Source organism: Pseudoalteromonas piscicida (assembly GCF_002744175.1).
Lineage (GTDB): Bacteria > Pseudomonadota > Gammaproteobacteria > Enterobacterales > Alteromonadaceae > Pseudoalteromonas > Pseudoalteromonas piscicida_B.
On sequence record NZ_NKHF01000007.1, the window covers coordinates 1 to 17,457 of the forward strand.

15 protein-coding genes are annotated in these 17,457 nt (G+C 44.9%); 4 read left to right on the top strand and 11 right to left on the bottom strand.

Going from position 1 to position 17,457, the window contains the following annotated elements; genetic code table 11:
- Positions 1-315: 315 nt before the first annotated feature.
- The 4 genes from CEX98_RS01445 to CEX98_RS01460 form a co-directional block, all read right to left on the bottom strand.
- Positions 316-1,113 (bottom strand): 3-hydroxybutyrate dehydrogenase, encoded by a 798-nt coding sequence (locus CEX98_RS01445; protein WP_099640368.1) that lies wholly within the window; start codon positions 1,111-1,113, stop codon positions 316-318.
- A 24-nt stretch (positions 1,114-1,137) separates the two neighbouring features.
- Complete coding sequence (locus tag CEX98_RS01450) at positions 1,138-2,313, bottom strand: acetyl-CoA acetyltransferase (protein ID WP_099640369.1); 1,176 nt, start codon at positions 2,311-2,313, stop codon at positions 1,138-1,140.
- Entirely contained in the window at positions 2,307-3,881 is a 1,575-nt protein-coding gene (locus tag CEX98_RS01455) for a class I adenylate-forming enzyme family protein (protein WP_099640370.1), read from the bottom strand. Before CEX98_RS01455 ends, CEX98_RS01450 begins: the two co-directional genes overlap by 7 nt.
- A gap of 110 nt (positions 3,882-3,991) precedes the next feature.
- On the bottom strand, positions 3,992-6,283 hold the full coding sequence (locus CEX98_RS01460) for a TonB-dependent receptor (RefSeq protein ID WP_099640371.1): 2,292 nt from the start codon (positions 6,281-6,283) through the stop codon (positions 3,992-3,994).
- Positions 6,284-6,464: 181 nt separating this feature from the next.
- Between CEX98_RS01460 and CEX98_RS01465 the strand changes: the two genes are divergently transcribed.
- The 4 genes from CEX98_RS01465 (at position 6,465) to CEX98_RS01480 (ending at position 10,931) form a co-directional block, all read left to right on the top strand.
- Positions 6,465-7,766: a GntP family permease gene (locus tag CEX98_RS01465; RefSeq protein WP_099640372.1), complete on the top strand. Its 1,302-nt coding sequence runs from the start codon at positions 6,465-6,467 to the stop codon at positions 7,764-7,766.
- Between the two features lie 17 nt (positions 7,767-7,783).
- Positions 7,784-8,980 (top strand): E22 family MetX-like putative esterase, encoded by a 1,197-nt coding sequence (locus CEX98_RS01470; protein ID WP_099640373.1) that lies wholly within the window; start codon positions 7,784-7,786, stop codon positions 8,978-8,980.
- A 23-nt stretch (positions 8,981-9,003) separates the two neighbouring features.
- A complete protein-coding gene (locus CEX98_RS01475; RefSeq protein ID WP_242441589.1) occupies positions 9,004-9,999 on the top strand; it encodes an extracellular catalytic domain type 2 short-chain-length polyhydroxyalkanoate depolymerase in 996 nt (331 codons plus the stop codon).
- Between the two features lie 86 nt (positions 10,000-10,085).
- Positions 10,086-10,931, top strand: coding sequence for a hypothetical protein (locus CEX98_RS01480; RefSeq protein WP_099640374.1), 846 nt, complete (start codon positions 10,086-10,088; stop codon positions 10,929-10,931).
- A gap of 78 nt (positions 10,932-11,009) precedes the next feature.
- Here the strand turns inward: CEX98_RS01480 and CEX98_RS01485 are convergent, their stop codons facing one another.
- The 7 genes from CEX98_RS01485 to CEX98_RS01505 all read right to left on the bottom strand — a co-directional run bounded on the left by CEX98_RS01485 (position 11,010) and on the right by CEX98_RS01505 (position 17,425).
- Entirely contained in the window at positions 11,010-11,855 is an 846-nt protein-coding gene (locus tag CEX98_RS01485) for a prohibitin family protein (protein WP_242441590.1), read from the bottom strand.
- Positions 11,774-12,091: a hypothetical protein gene (locus tag CEX98_RS23165; RefSeq protein WP_242441591.1), complete on the bottom strand. Its 318-nt coding sequence runs from the start codon at positions 12,089-12,091 to the stop codon at positions 11,774-11,776. Before CEX98_RS23165 ends, CEX98_RS01485 begins: the two co-directional genes overlap by 82 nt.
- The gene (locus CEX98_RS01490) at positions 12,088-13,749 is read right to left on the bottom strand and encodes a cyclic peptide export ABC transporter (RefSeq protein ID WP_099640375.1); all 1,662 of its coding nucleotides are present in this window, start codon (positions 13,747-13,749) and stop codon (positions 12,088-12,090) included. The genes CEX98_RS23165 and CEX98_RS01490 overlap by 4 nt, the downstream gene beginning before the upstream one ends.
- Before the next feature lie 155 nt (positions 13,750-13,904).
- Complete coding sequence (locus CEX98_RS22815; protein ID WP_172439704.1) at positions 13,905-14,081, bottom strand: hypothetical protein; 177 nt, start codon at positions 14,079-14,081, stop codon at positions 13,905-13,907.
- Between the two features lie 80 nt (positions 14,082-14,161).
- Complete coding sequence (locus CEX98_RS01495) at positions 14,162-14,722, bottom strand: YcjF family protein (protein ID WP_099640376.1); 561 nt, start codon at positions 14,720-14,722, stop codon at positions 14,162-14,164.
- A gap of 271 nt (positions 14,723-14,993) precedes the next feature.
- Positions 14,994-16,370, bottom strand: a complete 1,377-nt coding sequence (locus tag CEX98_RS01500; RefSeq protein WP_099640377.1) for a serine hydrolase domain-containing protein — start codon at positions 16,368-16,370, stop codon at positions 14,994-14,996.
- A gap of 86 nt (positions 16,371-16,456) precedes the next feature.
- Positions 16,457-17,425 (bottom strand): TauD/TfdA family dioxygenase, encoded by a 969-nt coding sequence (locus CEX98_RS01505; protein WP_099640378.1) that lies wholly within the window; start codon positions 17,423-17,425, stop codon positions 16,457-16,459.
- Positions 17,426-17,457 lie beyond the last annotated feature (32 nt).

Consider the following 17,457-nt stretch of genomic DNA (forward strand, 5'->3'; position numbering starts at 1 on the left):
TTAGAGCGCACGACTCATAATCGTTAGGTCCCTGGTTCGAGTCCAGGTGGGGCCACCATTTTTTCCTTGCAAATCCTTCACAGTTAATACTTCCAGCAAGATTAATATGTTTTACACCAGTATGCCTTGCCCCATGCAAATTTCTTTATAAAGCTTTGAAGTGGCGTGCAAGATATGACCTGAATATAAGCTCCATCGCTACAAAGAGGCAACCATCTAATTCTGACTTTTCTCTTTCGGATAGGCCAGTTAGTAATGAGTTCATATTCTCAAAAGGTAAGGTAAGCCAAGCCATTTAATTGCTTGGCTTATTTATCATTGTGCGGTCCAAGCACCATCAATAGGTAACGATGCTCCAGAGATATTGCGGGCGGCGTCTGTGCATAAAAAGAGGATCAATTCACCGATCTGATTTGGTTGCGCCATGTCAGGAATGGCTTGCTTAGTAGTGACTAAATCGCGTTTGGCCTGCGCATATTCAATACCCTGCTTGTCGGCAAAATCTTGAATCTGTGCTGAAATTAGCGGTGTATCAACCCAGCCGGGGCAAATTGAATTTGCGGTGATGCCGTACTCTGCATTCTCTAAAGCTGCTACTTTTGTCACTCCTACCACACCGTGTTTTGCTGCGCAGTAAGCAGATTTTTTCAATGAAGCGACTAAGCCATGCACAGAGGCCACATTAATGATCCGCCCCCAACCTTTTTGTTTCATGGTGGGAATGGCTTTTTGCATGGTAAAAAATACCGCAGACAAGTTTATTGCGATGATCGCCTGCCACTTTTCTTCTGGGAATGCCTCTAACGTTTCGGTGTGCTGAATACCGGCGTTATTTACCAAAATATCGACCGCTCCCACGGTGCGAATGGCACTATCCATTAATGCTGATATAGCTTCAGGTTGTGCTAAATTGGCACCATTGAACATAGCTTGAATACCATAACTGGACTCAAACTCTTTGGCCATTGCTTGGCCTTCTTCATCTGCTACTAAACCGTGTAAAACTATATTTGCACCGTGCTGTGCAAGGACATGTGCTGTGGCAAGTCCGATCCCACTGGTAGAACCGGTGATCAGCGCCGTTTTGCCGCTGAGTTGTTTTGCTGTAGTCATTGTATAACCCTTAAATCCCGTTGATTATGCTTGTTCTAAAATAGTGACGTAGTTGGCAACCCCTGTGCCGCCCATATTAAAAACTCCAGCGCGTTTGCTGTTGGGCTTTTGCATTTCGCCTGCCTCATTGGCTAATTGTTTTGCAGCCATTACATGCATCGAAACACCTGTCGCCCCAATAGGGTGCCCTTTAGATTTAAGACCGCCAGACAGATTCACCGGTAACTTGCCGGTAGCGTATACCGTGCCTTGATCAAGAGCCTCTTTCCCCTTTCCCGGTGCTGCAAGTCCCATCGCTTCATATTGCATCAATTCAGCAATGGTGAAACAGTCATGGGTTTCGATGAGATCTAAATCCCAAATACTCAGTTGCGCCTTTTCTAGCGCTTGTTTCCACGCTTCTTTACAGCCACTTAATTGCGACATATCACGGCGGCTCATGGGCATATAATCATTCACTTGAGATCTGGCAATTAACCGGATCTTTCTTGGTGCTGAGGTACACTCTTCTGCTGCTTTGAGGACAATGGCTGCGGCTCCATCAGACACAGGAGAGCAATCTGAACGCTTTAATGGGGCAACAATCACAGGGTTAGCCGGTGAGCTATGCTGACAAAATGGTAACTCAACCGCTTTGCGCAGGTGAGCATGAGGATTGCTCAAGCCGTTATGATGATTTTTTACCGCTACCTTTGCTAACGCTTCGCTACAATCGCCATATTTGGCCTGATATTGACGCGCGATTTCAGCAAATACACCTACAAAACTGCCATAATCTTGCTCTTCTTTTACATAGCTGGCACGACCTAAAATCCGCCCTACTTCCGCATTGGCTAAGTGCGTCATCTTTTCAACTCCAACTACCAGCACGGTTTTAGCCTGGCCCGACTCAATCGCTCTGGCTCCTTGATGCACCGCAGCGGTTCCTGTAGCACACGCATTCTCTACTCGAGTAACAGGTGTAAAACGTGGTAGCTGTGGATGTTGCAGCACTAAAGAAGAGGTAAAGTCTTGCTCACTAAATCCGGCGTTAAAGTGCGCTAAAACCACTTCATCAATTTCACTTCCGCTGACTTGAGCATGTGTTAGCGCTTCGGTGATTACTTCGATCAGTAAAGATTCGAGATCTTTATCATGGTGTTTACCAAACTGGGTATGACCCCAGCCAATGATTGCGGCTGTTTTATTTTGCTCTAACATAACGGTTCTCTTTGAGCAGTGACTAACGCGTCACCGAATTGCTGCCTTAACTGCGTTTTTAAAATTTTGCCGGTGTTATTTTTAGGAAGTTGGTCGACAAAGTAATAATGCTTTGGCCGTTTAAATCTAGCCATGTTCTCCAAACAATATGTATCTAGCGACGCTACATCGAGAGCGTGGCCAGATTGCTTTACCACAACCGCGACTACCACTTCCCCCCACTGCGGATCTTTGCAGCCAATCACAGAGGACTCTACAATATGTGGGTGGCGATTCAGCACTTCTTCAATTTCCCGAGGATAAATATTGGTGCCACCACTGATGATCACATCTTTAGAGCGGTCGACTAGCGTAATAAACCCGTCTTCACCTTGCTTAGCCATATCACCAGTCCTGAGCCATCCATCTACAATGGTCTCAGCGGTCGCGGTGGGATTGTTGTAATAGCCAAGCATCACAGCATCGCCACGCACCCAAATCTCCCCCGACTCATTACAAGGCACAGCTTGACCATTACTATCCACTATTTTAATTTCAATTCCTGTCATGGCAGTGCCAACAGACGCTAATCTAGCGTGATAATCTGGATGACAGGTATCACCATGAGCATAACGATTGAGTGAGGTAATGGTCATTGGACACTCACCTTGACCATAGATCTGGACTAACTTGTCGCCCAATAGCTGCTGTGCTTTATGCAAATCAGCTTGATACATAGGTCCACCACCGTAAATGATGGTTTTTAATTTGCTAAAATCAGCAGGCTCCCCTCGCTGCGCTTGCCCTTCGCCATATTCAACTAAGCGCTTAACCATAGTTGGAGCGGCAAAAAATGAGACGCCCTGATGTGTTGCAATCAGCGCTAGCATTTCAGGCTCATTAAACCCGCCGCTTTGTGGCACAACATTCACTCCCCCTTTGGCAATATGAGGTAAGATGTAATAGCCACCGCCATGAGACATAGGTGCGGCGTGTAACACACAGTCGCCGGGGAAAATATCGTCAACATCAGAAAAGTAACATTGTGTCATGGTTAATAAATTACGATGGCTTTGCATTGCGCCTTTTGGCCGCCCCGTTGTCCCACTGGTATAAAACAGCCAAGCGGGTTGGTCACTGGCAGTATCAATCATTGCCATGCCTTCACCCTGATAGAGCGACAAATAAGCGTCACTGGCAATTGTAATAATCTGCTGTAAGCCCTCAACATTTCCGTGAATAGCGCGCAAAGTAGGAGCTAGTTTGTCACTACAAAAACAAAGCTTAGCCTCACTGTTCTGCAAGACATATTCGAATTCAGATTGATGGAGTTTGGCATTCACTGGCACCACAACGAGGCCGGCATGCCAGATTGCAAAATACAACTCCACATACTCAGGACAATTCGCTGCAATGATCGCAACTTTGTCACCTTGGCGTAAGCCATGTTTATTAATCAAGTTATTCGCCATCACCGCAGCGCGTGCTGCTAACGAGGCATAATCAAGTAAAGTATCACTGCCTTTGGCGACTGCAGCTAGATTTGCATAGCAGCTCCCTGAGCGGACAAGTAAACTGGCAATATTCATAATGGAGCTATCCATAGGTATTGAAACTTTGGTCTTGCGACCAACCAATAGATGAAGTCAGCTGGCACCCAACCCAAACGCAGTGCCAGTTGACTTACATGGTGGGGAAACTAGAAACGATAACCCACGGTTAGGTGATAAGTCGTCGGGTCGCCGTAGTAACCAGCAAGAATAGTATCGCCTGTTAGGTTCGGTATATTCGACTCATAAGACCCAGTGGCCTCGTTATAATTAACAAAGTCATAACCGCCGGTGAGGTACTCTTCGTCGGTTAGGTTTTTCGCATGTAAGCTGGCAAACCAATTACCTTCTGGACTCTCCCACGCAACACTCAGGTTAACCATGCCGTACCCTTCTTGTTGCAGGTCGTCATCTTCTTCAAATAACAAATAGTCGTCACGGTAGTAATAATTTGCATTGAAAACAAAATCACCAACGCTGCTTTGCATCACATAGCTCGCCGCGAGGTTTAAGGTGTAATCAGGTGTATTAGAAATACCAACCAATGGCGTGCCAATGTTTGGGTCTTGCTCAATGCTAGAGTCCAACCAACCCAGCGCTAGGTCTAACGTAAGGTTATCGGTCGCCACATAGCTAAGCTCGGCTTCAATCCCTTTAATACTCGAACTTGCAGCATTTGCTAAACGCTGATCTAAAGGTGCATCCTCAGTTGCTGGTAGCACCACAATGTACTGTCTGTCTTTGTGGTCTAAATCAAATAAAGTAACGTTAGTTCGTAACGAATTGCCCCAATCCTTTTTAACCCCAATCTCAAACGAATCTACAACTTCTGGATCAACGGCTTCCTCGTTTTTGGCCGCTCTGGGGTTAAACATGCCGGATTTAAACCCTTGCGAGTAGCTGGCAAACAGCATAGTGTCAGCATCGTATTGATACTCCACCCCTAAACGAGGCGAGAACTTACTAAAATCAGCACTTTTTCCAGCATCCAAAATCCCATCACCATTGGTATCTGAGCCCATTACTAGCGGCACAACTGAACCTGTAATTGAATCTGTTTCAGGGCGTGTATAACCTGGCACCCAGCCAGTTGATGGATATTCTGCACTAAGGACCACACCATTATGGTTTAGCGCTGTTTTTGTCTCTGACGTGTATCTGGCACCAACTGTCATTGACCATTTTTCGGATAAATCAATGGAGCTTTGTACGTAGACTGCCGTGCTTTCACTGTTGTTGCAGCCGTCATTTTCGAACGTTGCAGCGCCACCAAACAGCAATGCATCAAAGCGACCACAAGAGGTAGAATCATAATCGTATACCCCACCAACGACCGTATAACCATCGCCGCTGTACGTAGCTTGGATCTCATGGCTACTAAACTCATCGTCATAAAACGCCGGAACATCAAAACCAACTGCTGGAGTATTATCAAAATCAATGTTGATTGGTGAGTCACCGTCTCGAGTCGAACCAACATATTTCAGTGAAAAGTTGTCATTAACATCCCAGTTCAAGGTAAAGCTTAGCCCAGACAGCTCAACTTTGGTCCAAGTCGGCAAGCTAGAGTAAGAGTCATAAATGCTGTCTGGTCTTGGTGCTATATCGCTGTCGATCAAGCGCACGCCACCACGAGAGTTAGAATCATCAGTGGTTTTGTCCCATGCCAGTCGCATAAATAAATCATCGCGCGGTCGGTACTCTAAGGTTAAACGAGCAGCGGTAAGATCTTTGTTGTAGTTCTCTTTATCTTGACCTTCAGGCACCGATAAAAACTCACCAAAGCCATCGCGGTTTAAATTGGCGTAACCAAAACCAAGATATAACTTATCTTCAACTAACGGAATTTGACCGGTGAGTTTTAAATCTCTTTGATTGTAGCTACCAACCGTTGCTTGTGCCGTCACCCGTGTATCGCCCGACATCGGCTTAGTCACGTATTTTACCGCACCACCTACGGTGTTTTTGCCATAAAGTGTCCCTTGAGGACCCCGTAGCACCTCGATCCGCTCAACATCTAATAGGTCTAAAACAGCCCCCTGAGGACGCGCTAAATACACATCATCAATATAGATCCCAACTCCAGGCTCATAGCCCCACAATGGATCCTGTTGACCTACCCCACGAATAAAAGCAGTCAAGGTAGAGTTCGTTGCTCGACTGGTCTGCAAGGTGGTATTGGGTGAAAATTGCTGGATTTCGGTGATCACCTCAATCCCTTTTTCTGCCAACTCCAGCGCGCCTATCGACGTTAAGGTAACAGGCACTTCTTGCAAGCTTTCTGTCGTTTTACGAGCGGTGACTTCTATTCGCTCTAAGCCTTCCACCTTAGCGTTGCTGCTTTGTTCCTCAGCCAGTGTAGGCGTGCTAATCCCGAGAATCGCCGCAGAAACAGCAGCAGTTATCAGTGACTTGTTATAACGCAGGGTATTATTGTTCATTGTTAATTCCTCGTGTCCCCGTTGATGTGAGCTCGTGACTCCTTAAACACTCTAGTTAGGGTAGGAAAATTTTCATACAGTACTATAGTACTATAGTACTATAGTACTATTTCTATACTTGCCTTCCATGGCTCAGAATCTGTACTGTTTCGACACCAATTATTAAAATAAAGGAGAAGCTATGCTCAGTTTTTTTGGACTGTTAATTGGCTTAGCACTGCTCATCTATCTCACCATTAGAGGTTGGAGCTTGTTTATCACCGCCCCACTTTGTGCGCTTGGCGTCGCCCTTAGTAGCGGCATCGCCGTCTTCCCTGTCAGTGCCGACGTCAACTTTCTAAATGCTTATATGCAAGGCTTTTCTAGTTTTATTACCGCTTGGTTTTTTATGTTTTTATTGGGCTCGCTGTTTGGCAAGTTTATGGAAGACACCGGTGCGGCAGACAGTGTGGCTCGCTGGGTTGTTGATAGGCTGGGTATGAAGCACGCTGTAGCGGCGGTGGTACTGGCCTGTGCCATTCTAACCTACGGTGGAGTGAGCGTATTTGTTGTGGCTTTTTCTGTCTATCCTATGGCGCTGAGTTTATTTAAAGATGCCGACCTGCCACGCCGATTTATTCCCGCTGCACTGGCGTTTGGCTCAGTAACCTTCACTATGACTTCTGCCGGTTCTCCAGAGATCCAAAACTGGATCCCAATAAAATACTTGGGCACCTCCCCTTACGCAGGCTGGGAAGTCAGCTTGATAGTAGCCGTATTGATGGCAACGTTTGGTTTTTGGTGGTTAAAGAAAATGATCGGCAAAGCCGTTGCCAATGGCGAACGCTTTGAACACCGAGAGGACGATCCAGAAGTACCTGAGCGAGACTATCCAAACCCAATTACCGGTGTTATTCCGCTTTTGGTAGTACTGGGATGTTCGTTCTTTTTACACGAAGCCTTGCAGCAATCTGCGCTGATCGTTGCGTTACTGGCCGGTGTACTTACCATTGCGGTGATCAACTTTCGCTATTTTCACAATCTTAATAAAGCAGTCAGCGATGGCACAACGGGTGCCTTAATTGCCATTGGTAATACCGCCGCGGTGGTAGGCTTTGGGGCCGTAGCAAAATCAACCGAAGCATTTCAAGTAGCAGTCGAGGTAATGACACAATTACCTGGCAACGAGCTAATTGGTGCAGCCGTTGCGGTCAGTGTGATTGCGGGTCTAACTGGGTCTGCCTCTGGTGGGCAAGCCATCGCTTTACCATTACTGGCACCACATTATTTAGACCAAGGTGTGCAACCCGATCAATTACATAGGGTAGTTGCTATTTCATCCGGTGCGCTAGATTCCTTACCTCATAATGGCTACGTGGTGACAACCATTCGTGCCATTTGTAAGGAAACACATGCCCGAGCTTACTGGGCTGTTGCGGCGCTGACCGTCGTGATCCCGCTTGCCGGTGTAGCCCTTGCTATCGGCTTATTCAGTGTTATGTAATTAAAGGAACTGACGAAATGAAATGCATCTCTCATTCTATACTTGGGGTTATCGCTGCGGCTAGCTTATTGGCAAGTAGCGTTTTTGCAGCGACGCCTGAAAACACAATGCTGGTAAAAAAGCAGGTGTTTGAGACCGACAATTTTGCCACTTTTAATGGTGAGACAATCAAAAAAGTGAGGGTTGGCTGGGAAAGTTACGGCACACTCAACGAGGATAAATCAAATGTCATTTTGATTACTCACTACTTTTCTGGAAACTCTCATGCGGCTGGTAAATACGCACCCGATGATGCTCAGGCAGGTTATTGGGATAAAATCATAGGCCCTGGAAAAGCCATTGATACAAATAAGTTTTTTGTTATTAGTTCAGATACTTTGGTGAATGCTGGTGTACATATGCCCAATGTGATCACCACCGGCCCTGCCACCATCAATCCAGACACCAACAAACCCTACGGGCTAGATTTTCCAGTGGTTACTGTGCGTGACTTTGTGAATGTACAAAAAGCATTACTAGAAAGTCTTGGGATCGACAAACTCTATGCCGTTATTGGACCATCAATGGGCTCAATTCAAGCCATAGAATGGGCTGCCGCCTACCCTGATAAAGTAGAGCGCATGGTCAGTGTTATTGGCATGGCACAAGCAGATGCATGGACCACGGCAGCGCTTGAACAATGGTCACTTCCTATTAAGGCCGACCCCAATTGGGCGCAGGGTAATTATTACGATGCTAAAGCTCCCCTCGTCGGAATTAGAAACAGCTTAATGTTAATCACCCAGCAAGCCATGCATCCTAAAATTTTTAATCAATTAAATAGCCAATATTCCCCGCTAGAGGAAGCGCCAATGCACGATATTACCGCGGACTTTTCTGCTGTTAATTGGCTAAAAGAAGCAGCAACTAGCCGTGCAAAAATGGTAGACGCAAATCATATCTTGTACTTAGTTCGCGCTTGCCAACTGTTTGTAGCAGGCTTTGACGGTAAACTAGAAAATGGCTTGAAAAAAATCACTGCTAAAACACTATTCTTACCTGCCAGCAACGATGTATTGCTCATGCCCTACATGGCAAAGCTGCCTCATCAACTCCTGAAAAAAATGGGAAAAAACAGTCAATATGACGAAATTCCCGGAAGCTGGGGGCATTTAGATGGCGTTTACGGCGTTCAGGCTAAAGCTGATGTGTTGGCTGAGTTTTTGGCTCAATAGTAATACCTATTTGGAGTGATAACGTGAAAAATAAAAATAAACTCATTGGACTTGGGACGCTGTTCGTTGCACTCAGTGGCTGTACTGAAAAGCCTCCTACAGCTGAGTTAACCCTAAATCTAGACTTATCTCAAACTACTGTATCGGGTTTATCTTCGGGGGCATATATGGCCCACCAGCTGCATATTGCTTATTCGGATAAAATAACTGGTGCCGCTCTACTCGCAGGCGGCCCATACGGGTGCGCCAAAGGCGACCTCGATATCGCATTAGCTGAGTGCATGACAGCACAAAGCGAGCTGAACATTAGCCCCTTTGTACAAATTGCAAAACAAGCCGAGCAACAAGGTACGATTGCGAGCCTTGAGAACCTCAAATCGCAACCAGTCTGGGTTTACCATGGTAAAAGTGATACAAGAGTGGGAGAGTGGATCACCAAAGCCTCTGCGGATCTTTATCAAGCTTTAGGCGCAACGCCCACCTACATAGATAGTATTGACTCTGGCCACGGCTTCCCGACGGAGTCCACCGGCGTAACCTGCAATACCACAGCCGAACCACACATTAACCATTGCCAGTACGACGCTGCTGGCGAATTGCTAACTCACCTCTACGGTGAACTCAAGCCCAAGGTCGTAGCTCAAGGTAAAATTCATCCGATCGACCAAAATCAATTTATTAACGAAGGGCAAGAAAACACCTTAGCCGACACAGGTTATCTATACGTGCCAAAAAGTTGTGCCCAAGGCGAATCATGTCGAGTCCATATTGCGCTACACGGCTGTAAACAAAACGAAGAAGCGCTAGATAAACAATATGTAGAAAACACTGGCTACAACTCATGGGCCGATAATAATCGCTTGGTCATCCTCTACCCACAAACAAAAAATAGTTTATCTCCCCTCAACCCTTATGGATGCTGGGACTGGTGGGGCTATACTGGCGCAGATTATCAGACCCGTAGCGGTGCTCAACTCAGTCATATTATCAATATGGTAGAAGGACTTTCGCAGCCTTAGCCTAGGTTTATTATTTTAGTAGTGGCATTAATTCTGATATTTTTATATTCTGCTTTACATTAAAGTACCCATAATCATACAAAGATATGCGCCATACTCGTTTACTTTTAATCTTATTTTATATAGTAACTTATGCCACTACAGCACAGGCTAATACCGTAAAGGACAGAGAACCTACAAAGTTGCCAACCGGTATTTGGGTTGGCTTAAGTAACCATATAAATAAAGAAGTTACCGCGCTTAGGATCAGTAAACAAGGGCCTCATGGTTTTATCCACGCATCAATTTTATCTACACTAAGCAATGTTGTTAGCTATAAGTTCACCGATAAAGACATAGACTGTGACAAGTACTTTTGTCATATCAATATGGTAGACGATAAGAACAATTCGATAAGTCTCAGGACCTTTTTGGATCCGGTATGGAATACGATAAAAGTCACTGAATTAGACCCTGACGGCTACAGTGACACACCTACAGTTCAGGCTTATGAACTCCACCGAGTAGAAAACCTCGCGATACTCGATACCTATATCAAAAACATACGTAAACGACAGCCCCTAATCAGTCAATCCGAGTTTGCCGGAAACTGGGTTGGTTATACTAAAAATGAAAATCTAGCGGTAACCAATGATTATTTGGTTAACCTTTATATCCGCGAAGATGGTCATGCAGAACTTGAAAGCTATTTGCTTCGCTCAATCACATCCATTGCACGTTCTGAGTTTAGCATTACACATCAGCAACACGATGATAAATATATTGATATCGAGGTGGAGTCACTAGCTGGGCTTTGTCTTGGAGCGGCTAAATTGACTTTATCCAAAGTTACAAATGATTCGATAAATGGCTATTACCGTTGCTTGCATCACCGCCATAAGACGATGCTCAACGAGGGATTAGTTGAGCTTTATCGAAATAACACTCAGTAAGCCGCCTGGCATCGTCATCATACTTGGCAGCTTACTGACAATAGCACATGAGGTTAGCAGTAAGCACAGGGGTCTTTGTTACTGCGGCTTTTTGCTAGCCTCGGGTGTTTGCGGCTCTTGGCTTAACGGGTCGGTTACAGCTGTTTTAACCGACGCAGGTAACGCCGAAGCCCCGCCTTCGGTATTTAAAATCAGTGGCAGCCCGTCTTTACCACTGCCTATCACCACCACCTTGGCGTTATTAGATTTAGCCAATTCTATGGTTGCCTCTATACCACGCCATCTAAGATAGGTTTCTGAGATCCCGCCACTGACCGTTTCTTGAAAGTCTGCAATCCCTTGTGCTTCGGTTTTCTTTCTAGCCGCCTCTTTCTTTGCCACCTCTAAGCGCATTTCATACTCTTGATTCAGATACATCTGATTCACTTTAGCAATAATCGCATTATGCACTTTGTCTGGCACATCAACTTGGCGGATCAGCATATCATCCAAATTCACTAAGTTATGTCCTTGCATGTTGTTTTCTTCCTGCTCTAGGATGGTTTTTTCTTGGATTTGCAGCTCCTTTAATACCGTATTGAGCAATCGCGCTTGTACTTCTAGGCGTTGATGACCATATACCTGCTCTGCGGTGTAGTCAGAGACAATCATCCGCACAGCTGACGCAACCTCAGGGATCACCATTTCTTCCAGATAGTTCGCTCCCACCAGTTTATGCAAATAAGGAATATGCTCCACCACAGGGCGATAACGCACAGTAATATCTAGTTGGATCCTAAGTCCCTCGGAAGTAATAGCATGTACTTGTGTTGTTGCTGTTTGGAAACGGCTAGAGTAGATAGTTAGCGTATCCCAAGGGTAAACCAATACCGTTCCTTCATAAAAAGGGTGCTCCACAAACGTACCACGCCAACTCGCTTCCATAATACGCCCACCTCGCCTGAATCTACCTTGATAAAAATGATTTTAACTAAGGCGACTACAATAAACAGTAAGATAAGCAAAGTGATCCCTGCACGGAATCGCCAAGACAGTATGCGTTTGTGCCACTTCGGCTTATAGCGTTTTAACACCCGCATAAGCAGGTTAGATATAATGATCGCCAGTAACAGGCCACCTATAACCAGTAAGGCAAAATCCCCTGAAATATTAATGTTCATGATGGTACTCCATTACGTTCACTGTCTTGGTGAGCTAACAACTGACCTTCTTCCATTTTTAGATGTACATCGGCCAAATGGAAGTAAGCATCATCGTGGGTGATGGCGATAATGGTATTACCACGGGCTTTTAATCGCGGTAACACTTGTTCGTAAAATTTTCGTCTAAAGATCGGGTCTTGATCCGCCGCCCACTCATCGAAGATGTAAATAGGTCTATTTTCTAAAATGGTACTCAGCAGTGCCAAACGCTTTCGTTGTCCAGATGACAAATCAATAGTACTAAACGCCCCTTGTTGAATACTGACTTTGGCGCGCATTTCAAGAAAATCTAACCACTCGTCAATTTCATCTGCGCTTAAATCGCGGATCCCATAAAGTTGCTGAAATAAATGAAAGTCAGCAAAAACAGCGGTAAATAAGCTTCGGTATGCTAAGCGGTTATCTTCTGTTATCGGTTGACCATTCAATAAAATTTGTCCGCCTTGCAATTCATACAAGCCGGTCAGCATACGAATAAAGGTGGTTTTTCCACTGCCGTTTCCCCCGGTAATAAAAGTGGTTTTCCCTTGCTCAAAAGTGACATCAACAGGGCCTACAGCAAAAGGGCGATCGCTGGATTTTTTCTGGTGCTGATAAAAGGCACCTTGCAAAGTAATCGCGTTAAAAGAAGTTAAGCTTTCAGTGGTTTTTGGCCTAACCACTTCTTGCTCATCTTCGACATTCTTAAGGTCTCGCTCTAGCGCTAAGACGTTTTGGGCCGCCTCAGTTGCGGTGGTGAAAACTGGGATCCCACCAACAATACTGGTAATTGGACCGATCAAAAATAACGATGCCGTGGTGACTTTTATCACCACATCGGTATAAACATCGGACAGCATAGGAACAATAAAAACCATTGCACCGGTTGCGGTAAAAAACGTAATTTGCGACAAAATAAAGTCTGTCGCAAAGAGCGTCTGGGTTTTGGTTTTCGCCCGCCTTGCACGATTCGAATCACGGCGGTACTCATGTTCTAGATCTTCAGCTCTCGGCTCACTCAGCTTGACCTCTTTAAAGCCGTCTAGCAAGTCAGATAAGCGCTGGATCAGCTGGTTTTCACTGTCAAAAGAAATCCGCATGTTGCGCTGTATTTCATTCGCTCGTAAGCGATGAATACTGGCACCAACCATAATCAATGTTGAGATAACCATAAAGGCCACAAATGAATGCCAAGCAATATATAACGACGTGAAAAACACTAAGCTAATGGACTGACCTATGATCACAAACAGCTGTGCCGACTGAGAGATAGTTTGTAGCTCTTTACTGATGGTATTAAAGATCCGCTCTTTACCAATTTTTTCCAGTGTTGATAACTCGGTGTGGCGAATGCTTTCAAACAATTCCACTCTGAGTTTGTCGATGGCGCGCTCTACCATCTGAGCAGCCTTAGTCATTAAACGCTGTTGGGTGAAACCATATATCGCAATGGTGAGTGAAAACAGCACCAAATAATAGAGTATGTGATTTTCTTTGTTTATATCAGAAATGTTGGCCGCTACGTTGTTGATAAGCGCAAGCACCAGCGCATTAGCCAAACCAGAAATACACCCTAGTGCAATAAAGGTCCGTTTTTTTATCTGAATATGTCGGCGAATTAATTCGTATAATACCATTGTTATTATCTTTTATTGTTATTGGGCTGCCGCCCGCGCATGCTACTTAGCATAGTCCCTAAAAACATAAACCGCCTGTTCAAAGCCAATAAATATTTCATTAAAACATTAGGTTATACTTATAAATCTGCCAGCTTTACCAGCAGTTAAAGGGGTTACTCTTCGTCATTCACCTCTGTAGGCTTACGCCGTTGTCCAACTAGTAAAATGATCAAGCCAACAATCGGTGTAAACATTAACGAGATTAAAAAGAACCCAACAGGTCCGGCAAAGGTATTACGCCCCCAATACCCTGTTAAGATACATAGCACTAAATACAAAGCGATAAGCATGGTTTGCTCCAAGTTGTTGATAAATTCGGTGCGAAGAATAAACCAGCAGTTGCCTGCCGGTTTATATCAGTCAGTATCGGTTATACTGTGGCTTTATCCGCTGTAGCTGACGCGTCTGCATTTCCCTTATTTGCACGATACTTAGCTGCGATTTCTGCGATATCCCCTTTCATACTTGCTAGATTCAGGTTTATCAGCGTGCCGCCATTTTCAAAGTGTCGAACAAAAGTAGAGCCTACTGCGTGTGTTGATGCCGCAGACACTACAGGCATAAATGCGATTGCGCTTAGCGTACCAATGACAGGAACCGCCTTCAAAAAGCTGCTTAGTCCCGCGCCCCCTAAGGTTTGTGGAAAAGAGCCACCGATTAATGCGCTTACTGTGCCACGCAGCTTGTTGTCTCCATATGATTGACCATAGACTTTAGCTATCTCGCCTATCATCTTCATTTGGATCCCTGTCAACGCCACTAAATCAACCGCAGGTACTGGAATAAAGCCAGAACCAAACGACCATTTGGTGTATTTGTCGACAATCAGCTGAGCAACGGCTGCTCTATCTTCATCAGCAACAAGTTGTGATTCCTGTTGTTCTGGAGCTTCGCTCGCCTTGTCATCCTTCGCTGTTTTTGTCACTGCCATAATTCATCCTCTATGATTTATTTAAACAGTTGTCGAACCCATCAAGTGCCAATACGGCACTTGCCCTATTTACCATCAATTAGACCAATCGAACTTGCCTAATCCACGGCTTTACTAGCTTCATCAAAAATGAAGCCGTAAACCTGAGAACAACCAAGGATTTGCACAGTGTCACAAATACAGCTGAGCGAAACGTTGCCACCTACTGCTGGCGTTCCATAAATTTTGTTAAACCAAGCTGAAATATCAGCTCAATATCATCCTTACCGACTTATGCCTGATTTAAGTCTTGCTGACATTGTTCGGTACGGTGTTTATCACTATAGAAGATAATGTTTCGGATCTCCTTCGCGATGCAATCAGACTCAATCCCTTCTTTCACATAATTACTAAATACCATGATGCTTTGGTCGCGCTCGAGCAATCGAGTGAAGCTGGTAACCCATGAATAAGGATAACTTCCTGAATACTGTAAAAACTTTTCATACATTCTAAGGTTAGTATCCGCTGGGGTTTCGGGGCAGTTGGCAACCTTACCGTACTGGTTCGGGTCAACATAAGTCACAAACCAGCCATAGCCATAATATTCACATTCTGTGCTACTGCCGGTATTGGAATATGGTGCAAAGGCCGCAAGCTTTTGTGCATCATTTAAAATCTGAGTGCCATACAAGCCCTGATCCCATTTGTGCATATCTTCTACGGTCGAATACAAATCTCCGGCTGAGTAAAGCACCAGCGGGTTACTGTAAGGGTTGACCAAAATATCTTCATAGGGTGCAGGCCCGCCAGTTGCTGGTGGACGACCATTAGCAAGGGATAAATACTGGTTTTGGTTGTAGATGTAACCTGTGGTCATATTGGAATACACACCTATCGCGCTATACGAGCCACTGTCCGTCATGTTAAGGGGGTTTAGAATTTGCTCTTGAACAATATTGGCAAACCAATATTCTCGGCCAATATTTCCTTGTTTTCCGGCCGCTAATTGCTCAATGATATTACCTATAAGATAGTAGTTACAGTTGCTATATTCATACTTGCTACCAGGAGTAAATGACGGTGCACCGCTCTGCCCTGCCTCAGCACCGCAGGTACAAAAGCGATTACTAAAGTCTTCGGGGCCGTTTAGATCTAGACTTGAGTTATATAGATAGGGGCGCCAACCGTAGTTGTCATATACGGCTTCGTTGTCACTGTAATTATTGATCCCCGACGACATGGTAAGTAAATGATGTAGCGACACATCCGCACACTGGTTATCGGGATACCAAGGTAAATGATCACCAATCGTTTCTTGTCTAAGATCTCTTCCTGCAAGCATCTTCATCAAAATAGCCGCCGAAAATGCCTTAGTGTTTGAACCTATGCGATATTTAGACTTTACGCTGTTATCAACATCATACTGCATATTCTGTGGCCCGCAGTTGGACTGATACACCACCTTATCTACTGAAGTGATATAAATCGTGCCAAAGAAAACATTCGCATCACAATACTCCTTCACCACAGCCTCTATCATTTCCAGCTGGTTTGGCATAATCGTGTGATTATCTGCAATACTTTTTTTCTGCAAACAAGATGCAAGCGCTAACGTAATGCAAAATAGCATCATCATTCTAAGCCGTAGTTGTATTAGCCATTTCATTGTTCAAATTCCTTACATTGCCAACCACGTAACCACTAACAAGTGTTGTTGCCCAGTTTTCACTAGAGCAGATTAATATTAACCAGTTAAGCCGAGGCTATGTTCGCCATGCCAACTAGCACTTTTCGAGTACCGGTATAGGCCTCTCTACCATGGGTAAAGAGCATATTATCCAACAGCAAAATATCGTTCCTCTGCCATGGATAAGCAAAAGTAAGCTCCCGATAAACTTGATTAATTATTGCGATATCTTGGTCGCTTATCTCACTACCATCGCCAAAAAATGCATTGCGTGGTAAAAACTCGCTGCCGATACTGTCACGCATTTGCGCACTGAGCTGATTGTCTAAGCTTGAGCAGTGAAATAAATGGGCTTGATTGAACCACACCTTTTCTCCGCTCTTTGGATGGCGCATCACGGCTGGACGCCACTGTTTAGTCTGCAAACGTTCACCATCAAGCCAAGTAAATTCAATTTCGTTTTGCAGGCAATATTGCTCAACTTCCGCCTTGCTCTCGGTTTGAAACACTTCTTGCCAAGGTAGGTCAATATCGCCGTAGTTACGTACATATTGCACGCCTAAGCGCTCAAACTTGTCTCTTAGTTCAGTGGGAATATGACGGTAAACTTCACGACTATCTGCCAGTGGCGTACACCCACCAGTGGTTGCAGGGATCACGCAAAAAAAGCCCATCCGCATTGGCCACACATTGGAATAGGCGTTCTCGTTGTGTTGCAGGATCACTTGATCAGCATGATATTCCGTAGTGGTGTAAATATTGTTTTTCAGCGCTGTGCGAGGCGAAGAACGATAAATATATTGGCTCAAGCGCTCCCCAAATAAGGTCTCTAATATGGTGCTAAACTGATTTGTACTGACGATATTTAATCCTCGAAGCAGTGCAAACCCATCCCGTTCTACCCAATCATTGACCTCTTGAACATGGCTCTTCACCCAAGCCATGCCACTTTGCCTTATGTCTGATAAGTCATGTACCCGAGGGTCTATTGCAATATTTGTCGGATCCAATTCCAAAGAAAGTGCGTGATCCATTGTTTTCCCATCCTTAAAAGTAAGTACTTTTG

Coding starts and splice junctions, on each gene's coding strand:
- CEX98_RS01495 (WP_099640376.1), bottom strand. CDS start 14,722: ATGGCAGTGACAAAAACAGCGAAGGATGACAAGGCGAGCGAAGCTCCA.
- CEX98_RS01450 (WP_099640369.1), bottom strand. CDS start 2,313: ATGTTAGAGCAAAATAAAACAGCCGCAATCATTGGCTGGGGTCATACC.
- CEX98_RS01480 (WP_099640374.1), top strand. CDS start 10,086: ATGCGCCATACTCGTTTACTTTTAATCTTATTTTATATAGTAACTTAT.
- CEX98_RS01470 (WP_099640373.1), top strand. CDS start 7,784: ATGAAATGCATCTCTCATTCTATACTTGGGGTTATCGCTGCGGCTAGC.
- CEX98_RS01490 (WP_099640375.1), bottom strand. CDS start 13,749: ATGGTATTATACGAATTAATTCGCCGACATATTCAGATAAAAAAACGG.
- CEX98_RS01485 (WP_242441590.1), bottom strand. CDS start 11,855: ATGGAAGCGAGTTGGCGTGGTACGTTTGTGGAGCACCCTTTTTATGAA.
- CEX98_RS01460 (WP_099640371.1), bottom strand. CDS start 6,283: ATGAACAATAATACCCTGCGTTATAACAAGTCACTGATAACTGCTGCT.
- CEX98_RS22815 (WP_172439704.1), bottom strand. CDS start 14,081: ATGCTTATCGCTTTGTATTTAGTGCTATGTATCTTAACAGGGTATTGG.
- CEX98_RS23165 (WP_242441591.1), bottom strand. CDS start 12,091: ATGAACATTAATATTTCAGGGGATTTTGCCTTACTGGTTATAGGTGGC.
- CEX98_RS01445 (WP_099640368.1), bottom strand. CDS start 1,113: ATGACTACAGCAAAACAACTCAGCGGCAAAACGGCGCTGATCACCGGT.
- CEX98_RS01505 (WP_099640378.1), bottom strand. CDS start 17,425: ATGGATCACGCACTTTCTTTGGAATTGGATCCGACAAATATTGCAATA.
- CEX98_RS01500 (WP_099640377.1), bottom strand. CDS start 16,370: ATGAAATGGCTAATACAACTACGGCTTAGAATGATGATGCTATTTTGC.
- CEX98_RS01455 (WP_099640370.1), bottom strand. CDS start 3,881: ATGAATATTGCCAGTTTACTTGTCCGCTCAGGGAGCTGCTATGCAAAT.
- CEX98_RS01465 (WP_099640372.1), top strand. CDS start 6,465: ATGCTCAGTTTTTTTGGACTGTTAATTGGCTTAGCACTGCTCATCTAT.